Origin of the sequence: Pseudomonas sp. SG20056 (genome assembly GCF_031764535.1) — a bacterium.
Classification (GTDB): Bacteria; Pseudomonadota; Gammaproteobacteria; order Pseudomonadales; family Pseudomonadaceae; genus Aquipseudomonas.
The window spans coordinates 2,500,594-2,516,333 of sequence record NZ_CP134499.1 but is presented as its reverse complement, the minus strand read 5'-3'; the positions used below and the strand labels follow the sequence as shown (position 1 = coordinate 2,516,333).

Below are 15,740 nucleotides of genomic sequence, written 5' to 3'. Positions count from 1 at the left end.
GTCAGGCCATTCCATGACGCTGTTTCCAGTCGCCGGGGTGAACCACATAACCGAACAACGCATGACCGCCATAAACCAGTGCAGTACCTTCGGGTATCCACAGCAGCTGACCGGGTGTGACGTGGTACGACTGGCCGTTAGCCTGCAGCTCGAAACAACCTTCAATGACGAAGATCACTTCGTCATACAGCAGCGTCCAGTGAACCTCTGCGCCTTCCCAGCGTGCAAAGCCGATGCCGATGTTGGGCGAGATCTCATTGCTGATGGCTCGAGCCACAAAGGCCGCTCCCGGAGGGCCACCGCGTGGGAGAAAATCCAGATCATGGTGATCGACCAGTAACACCGGCCCATTGCCGGAAACGACCTCGCTCATATCTCGCTCCGACTGTTCCATGCCGCCAAGCGGATACGCGAGCGCACACCCAGGCCCAGAAAAGGCTCGGGTGGGTTCAGTGATGGCATGCCCGTGACTGCCTGGATATCACGCAGTTGTGCCGAGTCTGCGCCTACTGCGAGGTCGGCCAGCAAAGTGCCGGAAATTGTGCCCCAAGCCGCACCCACGCCGTTGTCGCAAGCAGATGCGTGTACACCTGGCGCCAGTTCGCCGAAGAAATTCGTGAAGTTGCGCGAGATTGCATAGACCCCGCCCCAGGTGTGGGTGAATGGCACATCGGCCAATTGCGGAAAGCGTGTCAGAAATGCTTTGCGGTGATCGTCGCGTACGCTGGCACGCATGGCATCGCTGGTGCTTTGGCCGTACTTGGGGACGTGCTTATAGGTGTTGCGGATGATCAGCCGACGATCCTGAGTCATGCGCACTGTGGTACCTGCGTGATCGGCTGGGGTCAGTCCCCAGTCGATCTGTCCGCCGTAGGCTTGCAGTTCGGCATCGCTCAAGGGGCGAGTCCAGCTGGCGAAGGTCATCACTGGCAGTAGGCGGTTGCGCAGGTAACCAAATTCCTGGGTAAAGATGCTGGTGCCGAGCAACAGCTGTGGGGTGCGGATACTGCCTTGGCGGCCGTGCAGCATCCAACCGCCCTGGCTGTCCTGTTCCAGGCGTTCAATGGGCGACTCTTCTAGCAACTCGACATTGCCAGGCAGGGAGTGGCCAAGCCCCGTGACCAGGGCGGCAGGTTGCATCAGGTAGCAACCAGGTGTGTAGATTGCGCCGCTGTAGTGCTGGCTACCGACCACCTTGGCCAGTTCGTCGGAACCGACACGGCGGAAGGGTTCTCCGAGGTCGCTCATCAGCTTCTCGAAATGGGCAAGGTAAGCCATGCCGCGCGGCCCGACTGCGCCCTGATATTTGCCGGCGTGGGACCACTGGCAGTCGATGCCATGACGTTGCACCAGGGTTTGCAACTGCCCAATGGCCGCGCGATTGAGGCTTAGCAAACGCTGCTTATGGGCAGGGTCCGGGTGCTCCAGAGCAAACTTGTGCGGCAGATCAATAACGAAGCCCGAATTGCGTCCCGAGGCGCCGTAGCCTACACGTTGGGCATCGACCAGCAGAATACGTGCATCGGGATGGTGTTCGGCCAGTCGGCGGGCGGCAGCCAGCCCGGCAAATCCAGCACCGATTACCGCGTAGTCAGCTCGTTGTTCGCCTTGCAGGCGCTGGCAGGCTGGTTGTTGCGGCAAGGCGTTGTACCAGCCGCAAGTCGCATCGTCATATGGCAAATTGATTTTCTTGTTATGCATAGTGGCGCCCTCAGGCTACGGCCCGTTGAGCAAGCTGGCAGGATTGCAGCCAGTTGCTGCGTTGTACTTGTGCTTGGCGGCCTAGCAGGACAAAACCTCCCAGTGCCTCGTTTGCGGTGAAGAATCCGGCGCAGAGACCGTCGTCGGTTGGTGTGCAGCGCCATTCCCCAGCAATGCCAGGCATGGGTGGCAGGATGCACAGCGGAGCTGCTGGAGTTTTCACCGTTACTGGCATCAGCGGGTAGCTGACGGTCGTAGGCTTGCCGAGCAAGGTCTGGCTCAGGGCCTGAATGCCTTGGTTAATCGGCGCCAGGTAGGGCAGCAATTGCCCCTCAATCTCAATGCAGTCGCCGAGAGCGTAGATTCCGGGTTGCGAGGTCTGCAGGTGGGCATCCACCTTGATGCCCCGGTCTACCGCCAGCCCGGCCGCTGCCGCCAGCTCCAGGTTTGGACGCAAACCGATGGCGCTGAGGATCAGGTCCGCCTCCAGGTGTTGACCGCAGGTCAGCTGCAAGTGGTAGGCATCTGCGCCCTGTTCGATGCGCTGTACGGAGCTCTGCAGGTGCCAGCGCACGCCCAGATCGGCCAATGCGGCTTGCAGGTGTTGACCTGCTTCTGCAGGTAAGAGGCGAGCCATTGGCCACTGGCCCAGCCCGATGACGCTGACGTCGAAGCCACTGACGGCCAAGTCATTGGCGAACTCGCAGCCGATCAGCCCATCGCCGAGGATCGCGATACGTTTTGCGCCGAGCAGGCGCTGGCGGAAGCCTTGGTAGTCGTGAAGATTGTTGACGCTGAGCATGGCATCCTGGCCTGCGCCCTCAATGTTCAGCCTGATCGGTGATGCGCCATTGGCCAGTACCAGTTGGCCGTATTCCATTTCACCGAAGTTGGTGATCAAACGACGTGCTGCACTATTGATACGTTCAACGGTGCAGTGCGGATAGATACGAATGTTCAGGCGCTGTTCAATCGCCAGGGGCGTTTCACTCGCCAGTGCGTCGGCATTCTTACCATTGGCCAGGCCAACGGACAGGGCCGGCTTGGAATAGAGGTGGCCAGATTCCTGAGTCAGCACGCGGATTTCAACCTTGGGGTCTGCCTTACGCAGTGCTTGGGCTAGACCATAACCGGCATAGCCGCTGCCGATAATGACGATTGGCTGGCCTGCCACAGCTGCTTCCGGGAGATGTTGTGGTAAGGGCGCAGGCGGGACGGGCAGCGGTGCGCGATCAGCGGCATTGACCGTTGCAGCGACTACGGGGCTGATATCGAGCATCTCGAAGTCGCTCTTGCCAACCCCGCATTCGGGACACTTCCAGTCTTCAGGAACATCTTCCCAGCGGGTGCCGGCAATGATGCCGTCCTGCGGCCAGCCGAGTGCCTCGTCATATATCAGACCACACACTACACAGAGCCAAGTCTTGAACATGTCGTTTACTCCCCAGCCACGCGAATAGCCACGTTCTTGGTGCGCACGTAGCTGTACAAGGCTTCTTGACCCTTTTCCCGGCCAAAGCCAGACAAACCGACGCCACCAAACGGCGTTTCGATGCCGCCGGCGTACCATTCGTTGACGAACACTTGGCCCGCTTTGAGTTGCCGTGCGCAGCGCATGGCACGGTTGATGTCCTGGGTGAATACACCAGCTACCAGGCCAAATGCGGTGCCATTGGCGATTGCCAGGGCTTCTTCTTCGCTGTCGAAAGGAATGATCGCCAGTACCGGGCCGAACACTTCTTCCTGGGCGATGCACATCTCTGGGCTTACATCGCGAAATACCGTCGGGCGCATAAAGTGCCCTGCCAGGTCGCTGTAAGCCTCGCCGCCGGTGGCCGCAACTGCACCTTCATCGATTGCGCGCCGACACAATTTCTCGATGCTGGCCAATTGACCTGCGCTAACCACCGGGGTGAGGTCTGGGTTGTCCTGGCCGTGGCCAACACTGAGCCCTTCAGCCAGTTGGACGACGGCCTGGACGATTTCCTCATAAATGTCGCGTTGCACCAGCAGGCGCGACATGGCGGAACAAACCTGTCCGGCATTGAAGAAGATTCCGCTCTTGACGCTGGCTAGCAATTGCTTGCGATCTGCGTCGGCGAAGGCGATTGCCGCTGATTTGCCTCCGAGCTCCATGACGCTGGGAATGGCATGCGCAGCGGCGTCACGCAGGATGGTTTGTCCGGTCGGCACCGACCCAGTGAAGACAATCTGATCAACCCCTGAGTGGCTGACCAGATGGCTGCCTACCTCGCGACCACGACCGCAGATCAGGTTGACTGCGCCCTTGGGCAGGCCCGCCTTGGCAATGGCGCGTACCAGCACACACATGCCCAGGGGGGATAGTTCTGGCGACTTGATTACCACGGCATTGCCAGCGGCCAGGGCCGGTGCCAGTGAGCGGGCGCAAATCGAGACAGGGAAGTTCCATGGCACGATCTGCGCGGAGACCCCCATAGGGTCGTAGACGGTGAAGTCCATGTAGCCATTGCCCAGAGGAATCGAGGTACCCTCGATCTTGTCGGCCATACCGGCGTAGTACTCGAAGTAGCGCGCAGCTTCAGTGAATTCGTCGCGTGCATCATTCAGGCTCTTGCCATTTTCCTGGCACAGAACCCAGGCGCCTTCGTCCGCTACTGCACGAATCTCTTCGGCAATACGCAGCAACCAGGTGACCCGTTGTGCTGGGCGAACGCGACTCAGCGCGCCGCTGTCGGCGCAACGCCTGGCCGCTTGCACTGCGCGCTCGGCATCTGCCACGGTAGCCTGGGCAATCGTGGCCAGGTGCGCGGCGGTACCTGGGTTATGAATGTTTAGGTGCTGGGTGCTGTCTACCCATTCCCCATCAATATGGTTCAACCAGTGGGCGGCAATCGGATACATGGCAACGTCCTCAGGCAGTCTGTTCAACGCTCAACAGTTGGCGTGCGGCCCACTGGTGAAAGAAGTGCGTGGGAATGTCCATTTCCGGTGAGAACGCACCGCCCTTGTAGCCAGGCGAGTGACGGCCTTTCTGCATGCCTTCAACCGAGCTGATGTCTTCGGCAAACACCACCTTCCATGATTCGAGTACCGCATTGCGGCAGGCCGCGAACTCATCACTCAACGCTTCATCGCCTACATAGAACACGCGCAAGTGCTCAAGAGTACGGCCAGGCGCTACCGGCTCCAGTTGCATGGCAAAGGCATGGTCGGCCTGGATACCGAGCAGTACGTTAGGGAAGAACGCCACGTACTCGGCATTGCGCAAACGATCCTGCGGCCAGGCTGGGAATTTCGGCAGATGCGTGCCCGCTACATCGGACAGGTTGTAGGCGTAGCTACCCTGACCAGCGAAGTGCTCGGCGAACAGAATGTTGTAGTGGTCTTCCAGGCGCGAATAGGTGTTCAGGCTCGGGTGCACCCACGGCAGGTGGTAGGCCTCGCAGTAGTTCTCTACCGCCAGCTTCCAGTTGCAGTTGATGTCCAGGGTGGTGGCATCCATATGCGGGCGGCGGCGCAGCAAACCCATGCCATCAGCGCCGAGGAACTGGCTCCAGCGCTCGGTCAGTGGCGCAAGCATTGCTTCAAGCGGCTGGGCATCGCCGGACAGGTTGATAAATACCATGTCCATCCAGATGCTGCTGCGGATGGCTTTCAGGCCATGCTTTTCGCAGGCGAAGCGTTCATCCTTGTGCTGATCGATGCCACCGATATGCGGAGTGCCACGCAGACCACCGTTAAGGTCATAGGTCCAGGAATGGTAAGGGCAGCGGATCACGCCCTGAACGGTGCCTTCTTCCTGCACCAGCTTCATGCCGCGGTGGCTGCACACGTTGTGGAAAACCTGCACCAGGCCTTCACGGTTGCGCATCAGCAGCAAAGGCAGGCCCATGAAGTCGACGGGTTTGACCGAACCATTCTGGGTCAGATCACTGGCGAAACCGACGCAGGCCCAGGTCTTGCCCATGACCTGGTCGCGCTCTAGCTCGAAATAGTGCTGTTCGGTGTAAAACTCATTACTGAGTCCAGTGGCTTCGTGAATCGGGTTGAGTACGCTTTCCAGTTGCTGAACGGGAATGCATTGAGAGATGGAGTTGTTCATTGTTTTTCTCCCCTGCTGGGCATGTATGACGTGATGCGGCAGGCTCGCAAGCCAAGGTCCGTTGGCTGCGAGTTTCGAGAAAGTCAGGGTTGTCCGACAAACGATTTTTTGGCGGCAGATTGATGATATTTACTCACTAATTTTTGTTCTTATTCTGAGTAAATGTCTGAAATGCCACCTATATTGATGATTAAAAATCATCAATATAGGTGGCCTATTGGTCTTGCGTAGCGCTGCTGCAAGGCGGGTGAGAGTAGGTCGGTGTTGTTCAGCTGCCACTGAGGCCGGGTAGCTCACCTAATAACCAGGCGCGGAATTTCTTTACGCTTTGCCGCGTGGCTGGCCGGTTGTTGGGTTCGAGTAAGCAGAACTGGCCGTCTGTGTTCAGCGTCGCAGCCACTGGCCTGACCAGGGTGCCGGTCTGCAGGTGGTTGCCCACCAGATTTGACCAGGCCAGGGCGATTCCCTGTCCGCTGATTGCTGACTGCAGCAGCATGGCGTAGCTGTTGATGTTGATGCGGTGACGCGGCTCAATCAGCTTGTGTCCCTGACGCTGGAACCACTCGTTCCAGCCAATCCAGTCACGCTGGGGGTCTTCCAGCCAGAGCAGGGTGCAATTGGCGAAATCGTTGATGCCGCTGAGTTCTGGATGTTTTGCCAGGTAGCCTGGGCTGCAGACGGGAAACACCTCTTCGGTGAACAGCGGTGTTACGTGCATGTCCTTGGGTAGTGTGCGGCAGTAATACAGTGCCAGGTCGCAGTCCAGGCGAGTGAAGTCTTTCACATGGTCGTAGGCGATGATGCGCAGGTCGACATCTTCATGGTCACGCTGGAACTCGGCCACCTTGGGCAGCAACCACAGTGAGGCCATGGCAGTGCTGGTCGCCACGGTAACTTGCTGTGCGCCGCGCCAATGGCGTATTTCGCCAGTTGAGCTGGCCAGTTGCAGCAGCGACTCACGCACTACCTCATAATATTGAGCCCCTGTTGGGCTCAGGTTCATCGAGCGAGTAGTTCGTTCAAATAGCGATTTGCCCAGATAGTCTTCGAGCAAGCGCACCTGACGACTGATGGCTCCCTGAGTCACGCTGAGTTCCTGCGCCGCCAGGGTAAAACTCAGGTGGCGGGCGGCTGACTCGAAGGCAACGAGGCTGTTCAAGGGGGGCAGTGGATGAATTTTCATCAGGCAACCAAGGTCGTTTATTGTTGTTGTAGAGATGCTTTGCACTTATTCAGTCAGCAGCAACGCTTGCTGTCAAAGGCTGATTGAATCGCGAGAAGACTGGGGGGCAGAGTGATGTGGCCGAATGAGCAGCACCGCGCTATCAGCGATGGGCCTTTTCGTTTCTGCAGGCGGCGCGCTAGTGGTTTGTGTGGCTGCAGCCCGTGAGTTCGCGGGTGTTGAAAAAAAAGCATAACAATCGATTGATCTTGGTTTTTTTGTCCCTATAATGCGCACCTCTTCAGGCGTAAGCAGCTCCTTAAACTTCTTATAAAACAAGAAGTTATATTTAAAATAGGGGTTGCAAAGCAGCGAAAGCTGCGTAGAATGCGCCTCCTCTTCAGGAGGCAGTGTTTGAGTCTGGAGAGGTTCGGTCGAGATGATCGGAGGCGGTAAAAAGAGGCGGTTGACAGCGGTTTGAAACGCTGTAGAATTCGCCTCCCGCTGACGAGAAGCTAGATGTTGATCGAAGGCGCAAGTGGTTGAGATTGAAAAGAAATTTTCGAAATCACTTGACGGAAGATGAGGCTGCTGTAGAATGCGCGCCTCGGTTGAGACGAAAGACTTAACCACCCGCTCTTTAACAACTGAATCAAGCAATTCGTGTGGGTGCTTGTGAGGTAAGACTGCTAGTCGCAAGATTATCAGCATCACAAGTAACACTCGTTAATTTGAGAGTTTTTTGTCGATTGCTGAGCTAAGTTTAGGGTTTTTTCAAAACCCAAGCAGTATTGAACTGAAGAGTTTGATCATGGCTCAGATTGAACGCTGGCGGCAGGCCTAACACATGCAAGTCGAGCGGTAGAGAAAAGCTTGCTTTTCTTGAGAGCGGCGGACGGGTGAGTAATGCCTAGGAATCTGCCTAGTGGTGGGGGATAACGTTCGGAAACGGACGCTAATACCGCATACGTCCTACGGGAGAAAGCGGGGGACCTTCGGGCCTCGCGCCATTAGATGAGCCTAGGTCGGATTAGCTAGTTGGTGAGGTAATGGCTCACCAAGGCGACGATCCGTAACTGGTCTGAGAGGATGATCAGTCACACTGGAACTGAGACACGGTCCAGACTCCTACGGGAGGCAGCAGTGGGGAATATTGGACAATGGGCGAAAGCCTGATCCAGCCATGCCGCGTGTGTGAAGAAGGTCTTCGGATTGTAAAGCACTTTAAGTTGGGAGGAAGGGTAGTAACTTAATACGTTGCTACTTTGACGTTACCGACAGAATAAGCACCGGCTAACTTCGTGCCAGCAGCCGCGGTAATACGAAGGGTGCAAGCGTTAATCGGAATTACTGGGCGTAAAGCGCGCGTAGGTGGTTCAGTAAGTTGGAAGTGAAATCCCCGGGCTCAACCTGGGAACTGCTTTCAAAACTGCTGAGCTAGAGTACGGTAGAGGGTGGTGGAATTTCCTGTGTAGCGGTGAAATGCGTAGATATAGGAAGGAACACCAGTGGCGAAGGCGACCACCTGGACTGATACTGACACTGAGGTGCGAAAGCGTGGGGAGCAAACAGGATTAGATACCCTGGTAGTCCACGCCGTAAACGATGTCAACTAGCCGTTGGGAGTCTTGAACTCTTAGTGGCGCAGCTAACGCATTAAGTTGACCGCCTGGGGAGTACGGCCGCAAGGTTAAAACTCAAATGAATTGACGGGGGCCCGCACAAGCGGTGGAGCATGTGGTTTAATTCGAAGCAACGCGAAGAACCTTACCTGGCCTTGACATGCTGAGAACTTTCTAGAGATAGATTGGTGCCTTCGGGAACTCAGACACAGGTGCTGCATGGCTGTCGTCAGCTCGTGTCGTGAGATGTTGGGTTAAGTCCCGTAACGAGCGCAACCCTTGTCCTTAGTTACCAGCACGTTATGGTGGGAACTCTAAGGAGACTGCCGGTGACAAACCGGAGGAAGGTGGGGATGACGTCAAGTCATCATGGCCCTTACGGCCAGGGCTACACACGTGCTACAATGGTCGGTACAAAGGGTTGCCAAGCCGCGAGGTGGAGCTAATCCCATAAAACCGATCGTAGTCCGGATCGCAGTCTGCAACTCGACTGCGTGAAGTCGGAATCGCTAGTAATCGTGAATCAGAATGTCACGGTGAATACGTTCCCGGGCCTTGTACACACCGCCCGTCACACCATGGGAGTGGGTTGCACCAGAAGTAGCTAGTCTAACCGCAAGGGGGACGGTTACCACGGTGTGATTCATGACTGGGGTGAAGTCGTAACAAGGTAGCCGTAGGGGAACCTGCGGCTGGATCACCTCCTTAATCGAAGACTTCAGCTTCTTCATAAGTTCCCACACGAATTGCTTGATTCATTGAGAAAGACGATTGGGTCTGTAGCTCAGTTGGTTAGAGCGCACCCCTGATAAGGGTGAGGTCGGCAGTTCGAATCTGCCCAGACCCACCAATTGTTGTGGGGTTTGGCCTTGTAAGAATATGGGGCCATAGCTCAGCTGGGAGAGCGCCTGCCTTGCACGCAGGAGGTCAGCGGTTCGATCCCGCTTGGCTCCACCATATACAGCCTCGTTGAGAGTTCAGAAATGAGCGTTCCTGCTAAAGCAGATGAATGTTGATTTCTGGTCTTTGACCAGTAAGAAAATCGTTCTTTAAAAATTTGGGTATGTGATAGAAGTGACTGATTGATTACTTTCACTGGTAATTAATTTGGTCAAGGTAAAATTTGTAGTTCTCAATTGCAAATTTTCGGCGAATGTCGTCTTCACGTTAGAGACAATAACCAGATTGCTTGGGGTTATATGGTCAAGTGAAGAAGCGCATACGGTGGATGCCTTGGCAGTCAGAGGCGATGAAAGACGTTGTAGCCTGCGATAAGCTCCGGGGAGTCGGCAAACAGACTTTGATCCGGAGATCTCTGAATGGGGGAACCCAGCCAGCATAAGCTGGTTATTACACACTGAATACATAGGTGTGTAAGGCGAACCAGGGGAACTGAAACATCTAAGTACCCTGAGGAATAGAAATCAACCGAGATTCCCTTAGTAGTGGCGAGCGAACGGGGACTAGCCCTTAAGTTGATTTGAGAATAGTGGAAGGCTCTGGAAAGTGCCGCCGTAGTGGGTGATAGCCCCGTACACGAAATTCTCTTATCAATGAAATCGAGTAGGACGGAGCACGAGAAACTTTGTCTGAATATGGGGGGACCATCCTCCAAGGCTAAATACTACTGACTGACCGATAGTGAACTAGTACCGTGAGGGAAAGGCGAAAAGAACCCCGGAGAGGGGAGTGAAATAGATCCTGAAACCGTATGCGTACAAGCAGTGGGAGCCCACTTTGTTGGGTGACTGCGTACCTTTTGTATAATGGGTCAGCGACTTATATTCAGTGGCGAGCTTAACCGAATAGGGGAGGCGTAGCGAAAGCGAGTCTTAATAGGGCGTTTAGTCGCTGGGTATAGACCCGAAACCGGGCGATCTATCCATGGGCAGGTTGAAGGTTGGGTAACACTAACTGGAGGACCGAACCGACTACCGTTGAAAAGTTAGCGGATGACCTGTGGATCGGAGTGAAAGGCTAATCAAGCTCGGAGATAGCTGGTTCTCCTCGAAAGCTATTTAGGTAGCGCCTCGTGTATCACTGCTGGGGGTAGAGCACTGTTTCGGCTAGGGGGTCATCCCGACTTACCAAACCGATGCAAACTCCGAATACCAGCAAGTGTCAGCACGGGAGACACACGGCGGGTGCTAACGTCCGTCGTGAAAAGGGAAACAACCCAGACCGTCAGCTAAGGTCCCAAAGTTATGGTTAAGTGGGAAACGATGTGGGAAGGCTTAGACAGCTAGGAGGTTGGCTTAGAAGCAGCCACCCTTTAAAGAAAGCGTAATAGCTCACTAGTCGAGTCGGCCTGCGCGGAAGATGTAACGGGGCTCAAACCATACACCGAAGCTACGGGTTCAACGTAAGTTGAGCGGTAGAGGAGCGTTCTGTAAGCCTGTGAAGGTGAGTTGAGAAGCTTGCTGGAGGTATCAGAAGTGCGAATGCTGACATGAGTAACGACAATGGGAGTGAAAAACTCCCACGCCGAAAGACCAAGGTTTCCTGCGCAACGTTAATCGACGCAGGGTGAGTCGGCCCCTAAGGCGAGGCAGAAATGCGTAGTCGATGGGAAACGGGTTAATATTCCCGTACTTCTAATTACTGCGATGGAGGGACGGAGAAGGCTAGGCCAGCACGGCGTTGGTTGTCCGTGTTTAAGGTTGTAGGCTGAATGCTTAGGTAAATCCGGGCGTTCAAGGCCGAGAACTGATGACGAGTTATCTTTTAGATGACGAAGTGGTTGATGCCATGCTTCCAGGAAAAGCTTCTAAGCTTCAGGTAATTAGGAACCGTACCCCAAACCGACACAGGTGGTTAGGTAGAGAATACCAAGGCGCTTGAGAGAACTCGGGTGAAGGAACTAGGCAAAATGGCACCGTAACTTCGGGAGAAGGTGCGCCGGTGAGGGTGAAGTATTTACTGCGTAAGCCCATGCCGGTCGAAGATACCAGGCCGCTGCGACTGTTTATTAAAAACACAGCACTCTGCAAACACGAAAGTGGACGTATAGGGTGTGACGCCTGCCCGGTGCCGGAAGGTTAATTGATGGGGTTAGCTAACGCGAAGCTCTTGATCGAAGCCCCGGTAAACGGCGGCCGTAACTATAACGGTCCTAAGGTAGCGAAATTCCTTGTCGGGTAAGTTCCGACCTGCACGAATGGCGTAACGATGGCGGCGCTGTCTCCACCCGAGACTCAGTGAAATTGAAATCGCTGTGAAGATGCAGTGTATCCGCGGCTAGACGGAAAGACCCCGTGAACCTTTACTATAGCTTTGCACTGGACTTTGAGTTTACTTGTGTAGGATAGGTGGGAGGCTTTGAAGCGTGGACGCCAGTTCGCGTGGAGCCATCCTTGAAATACCACCCTGGTAACCTTGAGGTTCTAACTCTGGTCCGTTATCCGGATCGAGGACAGTGTATGGTGGGTAGTTTGACTGGGGCGGTCTCCTCCTAAAGAGTAACGGAGGAGTACGAAGGTGCGCTCAGACCGGTCGGAAATCGGTCGTAGAGTATAAAGGCAAAAGCGCGCTTGACTGCGAGACAGACACGTCGAGCAGGTACGAAAGTAGGTCTTAGTGATCCGGTGGTTCTGTATGGAAGGGCCATCGCTCAACGGATAAAAGGTACTCCGGGGATAACAGGCTGATACCGCCCAAGAGTTCATATCGACGGCGGTGTTTGGCACCTCGATGTCGGCTCATCACATCCTGGGGCTGAAGCCGGTCCCAAGGGTATGGCTGTTCGCCATTTAAAGTGGTACGCGAGCTGGGTTTAGAACGTCGTGAGACAGTTCGGTCCCTATCTGCCGTGGACGTTTGAGATTTGAGAGGGGCTGCTCCTAGTACGAGAGGACCGGAGTGGACGAACCTCTGGTGTTCCGGTTGTCACGCCAGTGGCATTGCCGGGTAGCTATGTTCGGAAAAGATAACCGCTGAAAGCATCTAAGCGGGAAACTTGCCTCGAGATGAGATCTCACTGGAACCTTGAGTTCCCTAAAGGGCCGTCGAAGACTACGACGTTGATAGGTTGGGTGTGTAAGCGCTGTGAGGCGTTGAGCTAACCAATACTAATTGCCCGTGAGGCTTGACCATATAACACCCAAACAATTTGATGTTTGTGTGTCTCTATGAAGACTGCAACAGCCGAAAATTTGCACAACTACAAAACACATCACATACCCAATTCGAGGTAGCGAGCCGCGAAAGCAGCGCGACATCTCAGCTGAATCGCTTGACGACCATAGAGCATTGGAACCACCTGATCCCATCCCGAACTCAGAAGTGAAACGATGCATCGCCGATGGTAGTGTGGGGTTTCCCCATGTGAGAGTAGGTCATCGTCAAGCACCTATACCAAAACCCCCGATCGTGAAAACGATCGGGGGTTTTACTTTGCACGCGATAATTCAAAAATGATCTTGCAGCAAAACGTGCCTGCAAGATCACTCCAGAATACTTAGTTGATTGCGTCGCTCAAGGCTTTTGCCGGCACATATTTAACGACTTTCTTTGCGGCGATTTGCAGGGCTTGACCTGTTTTAGGGTTTCGACCAGTGCGGGCTGGTCGTTCGCTTACTTTGAATTTGCCAATCCCTGGTAGGGTGATTTCGTCACTGTTTTCCAGTGCATCACTGACTATTTCACTCAGTTGTTCAAGTGCTGCGCGTACAGTGCTTTTGGGTGTGTCTATAGCTTCTGCAATATCGCTGATCAGTTGGTCTTTGGTCATCGCCATGATGCTGCTCCTTGGGTCGGATATGGAGGTCGATAGAGGTTGTGCTGCAAGTGTGTCATAAGCGGCTGAGCTGAAGCGTATCCGCGGTGTAGGGCTTTATTCAGTACTTCGTTCGGTAGTCTATGCTGATGCTACTTGGCCATTGTCCTGGAGAGCCAGCATGCTTCGTGCCTTCGCTGATTTAGGGTTTCGTTGGAAGATTGCGCTACCGATTATGCTGCTGGCGGTTTTGTTGGTTTCTATGGGGGTTCTGGGGATGCGAGGCATCACCCAGGTGGCAGATTCAAGCACGAAGCTGACAAATCGATTCTTGCCAGGCATTAGTCTGCTGCTGAATGCCGATCGTGATCTTTATCAAGCCTTTGTTGCGGAGCGCAGCTTGCTTGATGAAGGGGCGAGTGTGCATGCTGAATCTTTGGTTGCTGCGCATGCAGAAAATTTGCAGCAGGCTTATGACCGCGTACATAAATTTGCTGATATGCAGCCTGGTAGCGAGGCGATGCAGCTAGTCGCGCAGTTCGATGTGGGTTTTGAGCGGTGGAAGGCCACTTCACAAAAGGTCTTGCAGTTGGCTGTTAGTGACCCGCAAGCGGCCAGTTTATTGAGCTTTGGTGGCAGTGAAGAGCAGTTTGAGGTAATGCGTACTGCTATCGATAAGCTGGGTGAAATGGATGATGCGGCGGCTAATGCTGAAGGGGTGGCAGCTATTAAGCTGGGTGAGACCTTGAGCTGGCAGCAGGGGGTGATTATTGCCATCGGCTTAGGCGTTTGCCTTGTGTTAGTGGTCGGCTTTCCAATTCTGGTCACCGGGCCTTTGCATAATTTGCTTAATCGTATCGAGCAGATAGCTGATGGTGATGGTGATCTGCGAGTGCGCTTGGACGTTTTGTCTAATGATGAGTTAGGTAAACTCAGTCACGCATTCAACCGCTTCCTCGATAAATTACAGCCGCTGATCAAGGAAGTTGGACGCGTTACTGGAGAGGTTGAAAGTTCTGCGCAAAGTCTGGCCGGAATGGCCGCAGCAAATGATCGGTTGATTAGCAGTGAGCATGCAGCAGTCGATCAGGTCAGCACAGCTGCAACGGAGATGAGTTCTGCGGTGCATGAAGTAGCGCGTAATGCGCAGAATGCTGCTGATGCTGCTCGTAGTGCTGAGGCTCAGTCACGAGAGGGCGCGCAAGTGGTAGGCGCCACGATCAACTCGATTCGCCAGTTAGCACAAGAAGTTGAAAGTGCTTCGGTAACCATTCAGACCCTTGAGCAAGAGGCCGCTAATATCGGTGCGGTATTAGCTGTTATTAGAGGCATTGCAGAGCAGACCAACCTACTGGCACTAAATGCGGCCATTGAGGCTGCGCGTGCCGGAGAGCAAGGGCGCGGCTTTGCGGTTGTGGCTGATGAGGTGCGTGCATTAGCAGCCCGTACGCAGGAGTCGACCAAGGACATCCAGGTGATGATCGAGCGTTTGCAGATTGGAGTGCAGAACGCCGTGAAGGCCACCCATTCGGGGAGCAGTAAGGCAAGGCAAAGCGTCGAACAGGCTGCCGGAGTGGATCAGGCTCTCACTGACACCAGTGACTCGGTGCAGCGCATAAACGATATGACTGCGCAGATCGCAACAGCCTGCGAAGAGCAGAGCAGTGTTACCGAGGAAATCGCGCGCAATATCAGCGATATTCGTGATCTTTCCAACGAGGCCGCACAAACCTCCGAGCAGAGTGCCCAGGCTAGTCAGCGTCTATCTGAGTTGTCGCATGGTTTGAGCGCGTTGGTTGGTCGGTTTCGTGTGTAGTGCGCGTTTCGATGGGCTGTTGTGGTCAACGAATTCTGGACACGGGTTTAGGTCTATCCGGCCAGTAATTCGGCCTCCACTGGCGTTTTGTATCCGTTGTAGCTGTGTGGCCGCTGCGGGCAACCACGGGACTCAAACGCCACGCGCAAAGCGCGCGTCGTAAGTTGCGAGTCTGGTCGATTGGACAACGCCCAGCCCACGATGCGGCGCGCATATAGATCCATCACCGCCGCCAGGTAGATCCAGCGATTACCCGCCCAGATGTAGGTCACGTCGCCGCACCACACTTGGTTGGGGCCGCTCACTGTGAACTGCCTATCCAGCTCATTCGCCGCGATGGCATTTTCACCATCAGCCCGCCGATAACGATGCTTGCGCAATTGCGAACTGAACAGCCGGGCCTCTTTCATCAGGCGTCCGGCAAGGAAACGACCCACCGCGACACCCTGTATCCGCAGCGCCGCTGACAATGTTCTTGCCCCAGCTGAGCCTCGACTTTGTAGATGAAGCTCAGTGGCCAGCTGGCGCAATACAATCCGCCGATGATCTATCCGGCGGCGGCGCTTGCAGGCGTCGTAGACACTGCTGCGATGTACGCCAAATACGCGGCACAGCTCGGCTCGTGGATATCGCTCGCCCAA

The 15,740-nt window shown here is 55.0% G+C and carries 10 protein-coding genes, 2 tRNA genes, 3 rRNA genes and 2 pseudogenes; 7 read left to right on the top strand and 10 right to left on the bottom strand.

Annotated features, from left to right (window positions below; genetic code table 11):
* Position 1: 1 nt before the first annotated feature.
* From RHP75_RS12025 to RHP75_RS11990, 8 genes and pseudogenes are all read right to left on the bottom strand, one after another.
* Positions 2–373 carry an ethanolamine utilization protein EutQ gene (locus RHP75_RS12025; protein WP_311088387.1) on the bottom strand — a complete coding sequence of 124 codons (372 nt, stop codon included), beginning with the start codon at positions 371–373 and terminating at the stop codon, positions 2–4.
* Positions 370–1,701, bottom strand: a complete 1,332-nt coding sequence (locus RHP75_RS12020) for an FAD-binding oxidoreductase (protein ID WP_311088386.1) — start codon at positions 1,699–1,701, stop codon at positions 370–372. The genes RHP75_RS12025 and RHP75_RS12020 overlap by 4 nt, the downstream gene beginning before the upstream one ends.
* 10 nt (positions 1,702–1,711) lie before the next feature.
* The gene (locus tag RHP75_RS12015; RefSeq protein WP_311091915.1) at positions 1,712–2,980 is read right to left on the bottom strand and encodes an FAD-dependent oxidoreductase; all 1,269 of its coding nucleotides are present in this window, start codon (positions 2,978–2,980) and stop codon (positions 1,712–1,714) included.
* Positions 2,969–3,133, bottom strand: a pseudogene (locus tag RHP75_RS12010) (rubredoxin); the annotation flags it as partial. The pseudogene RHP75_RS12010 and the gene RHP75_RS12015, both read right to left, overlap by 12 nt.
* A 5-nt stretch (positions 3,134–3,138) precedes the next feature.
* Positions 3,139–4,584, bottom strand: a complete 1,446-nt coding sequence (locus RHP75_RS12005; RefSeq protein ID WP_311088385.1) for an aldehyde dehydrogenase family protein — start codon at positions 4,582–4,584, stop codon at positions 3,139–3,141.
* 10 nt (positions 4,585–4,594) lie between these two features.
* Positions 4,595–5,785 carry an SRPBCC family protein gene (locus tag RHP75_RS12000; RefSeq protein WP_311088384.1) on the bottom strand — a complete coding sequence of 397 codons (1,191 nt, stop codon included), beginning with the start codon at positions 5,783–5,785 and terminating at the stop codon, positions 4,595–4,597.
* A gap of 268 nt (positions 5,786–6,053) precedes the next feature.
* Positions 6,054–6,968, bottom strand: a complete 915-nt coding sequence (locus RHP75_RS11995; protein WP_311088383.1) for a LysR substrate-binding domain-containing protein — start codon at positions 6,966–6,968, stop codon at positions 6,054–6,056.
* A gap of 72 nt (positions 6,969–7,040) precedes the next feature.
* Positions 7,041–7,661, bottom strand: coding sequence for a hypothetical protein (locus RHP75_RS11990; protein ID WP_311088382.1), 621 nt, complete (start codon positions 7,659–7,661; stop codon positions 7,041–7,043).
* Positions 7,662–7,740: 79 nt separating this feature from the next.
* Here RHP75_RS11990 and RHP75_RS11985 point away from each other — a divergent pair.
* The 5 genes from RHP75_RS11985 to rrf all read left to right on the top strand — a co-directional run bounded on the left by RHP75_RS11985 (position 7,741) and on the right by rrf (position 12,915).
* Positions 7,741–9,277: ribosomal RNA gene (locus RHP75_RS11985) — 16S ribosomal RNA — on the top strand.
* A gap of 65 nt (positions 9,278–9,342) precedes the next feature.
* Positions 9,343–9,419: transfer RNA gene (locus RHP75_RS11980), tRNA-Ile, on the top strand.
* A gap of 31 nt (positions 9,420–9,450) precedes the next feature.
* Positions 9,451–9,526: transfer RNA gene (locus tag RHP75_RS11975), tRNA-Ala, on the top strand.
* Between the two features lie 244 nt (positions 9,527–9,770).
* Positions 9,771–12,661 (top strand): 23S ribosomal RNA (locus tag RHP75_RS11970).
* Positions 12,662–12,799: 138 nt separating this feature from the next.
* Positions 12,800–12,915 (top strand): 5S ribosomal RNA (gene rrf, locus RHP75_RS11965).
* The 16S, 23S and 5S rRNA genes sit together here with 2 tRNA genes alongside, the layout of an rRNA operon.
* 110 nt (positions 12,916–13,025) lie before the next feature.
* On the opposite strand, the gene RHP75_RS11960 is transcribed toward rrf, so the two are convergent.
* Positions 13,026–13,304, bottom strand: a complete 279-nt coding sequence (locus RHP75_RS11960; RefSeq protein WP_311088381.1) for an HU family DNA-binding protein — start codon at positions 13,302–13,304, stop codon at positions 13,026–13,028.
* Between the two features lie 160 nt (positions 13,305–13,464).
* Between RHP75_RS11960 and RHP75_RS21320 the strand changes: the two are divergent.
* Both RHP75_RS21320 and RHP75_RS21315 read left to right on the top strand, forming a co-directional pair.
* Positions 13,465–14,193, top strand: a pseudogene (locus RHP75_RS21320) (MCP four helix bundle domain-containing protein); the annotation flags it as partial.
* A 126-nt stretch (positions 14,194–14,319) separates the two neighbouring features.
* Positions 14,320–15,099, top strand: a complete 780-nt coding sequence (locus RHP75_RS21315; protein WP_409079738.1) for a methyl-accepting chemotaxis protein — start codon at positions 14,320–14,322, stop codon at positions 15,097–15,099.
* A gap of 53 nt (positions 15,100–15,152) precedes the next feature.
* Here RHP75_RS21315 and RHP75_RS11950 read toward each other — a convergent pair whose 3' ends face one another.
* Positions 15,153–15,740: an IS3 family transposase gene (locus RHP75_RS11950; RefSeq protein ID WP_311088379.1), complete on the bottom strand. Its 588-nt coding sequence runs from the start codon at positions 15,738–15,740 to the stop codon at positions 15,153–15,155.

Excerpts from the sequence above, each read along its gene's own strand:
- RHP75_RS12020 (WP_311088386.1), bottom strand. The coding sequence starts at position 1,701 with ATGCATAACAAGAAAATCAATTTGCCATATGACGATGCGACTTGCGGC.
- RHP75_RS12015 (WP_311091915.1), bottom strand. The coding sequence starts at position 2,980 with ATGCTCGATATCAGCCCCGTAGTCGCTGCAACGGTCAATGCCGCTGAT.
- RHP75_RS12000 (WP_311088384.1), bottom strand. The coding sequence starts at position 5,785 with ATGAACAACTCCATCTCTCAATGCATTCCCGTTCAGCAACTGGAAAGC.
- RHP75_RS12005 (WP_311088385.1), bottom strand. The coding sequence starts at position 4,584 with ATGTATCCGATTGCCGCCCACTGGTTGAACCATATTGATGGGGAATGG.
- RHP75_RS21315 (WP_409079738.1), top strand. The coding sequence starts at position 14,320 with ATGGCCGCAGCAAATGATCGGTTGATTAGCAGTGAGCATGCAGCAGTC.
- RHP75_RS11995 (WP_311088383.1), bottom strand. The coding sequence starts at position 6,968 with ATGAAAATTCATCCACTGCCCCCCTTGAACAGCCTCGTTGCCTTCGAG.
- RHP75_RS12025 (WP_311088387.1), bottom strand. The coding sequence starts at position 373 with ATGAGCGAGGTCGTTTCCGGCAATGGGCCGGTGTTACTGGTCGATCAC.
- RHP75_RS11960 (WP_311088381.1), bottom strand. The coding sequence starts at position 13,304 with ATGGCGATGACCAAAGACCAACTGATCAGCGATATTGCAGAAGCTATA.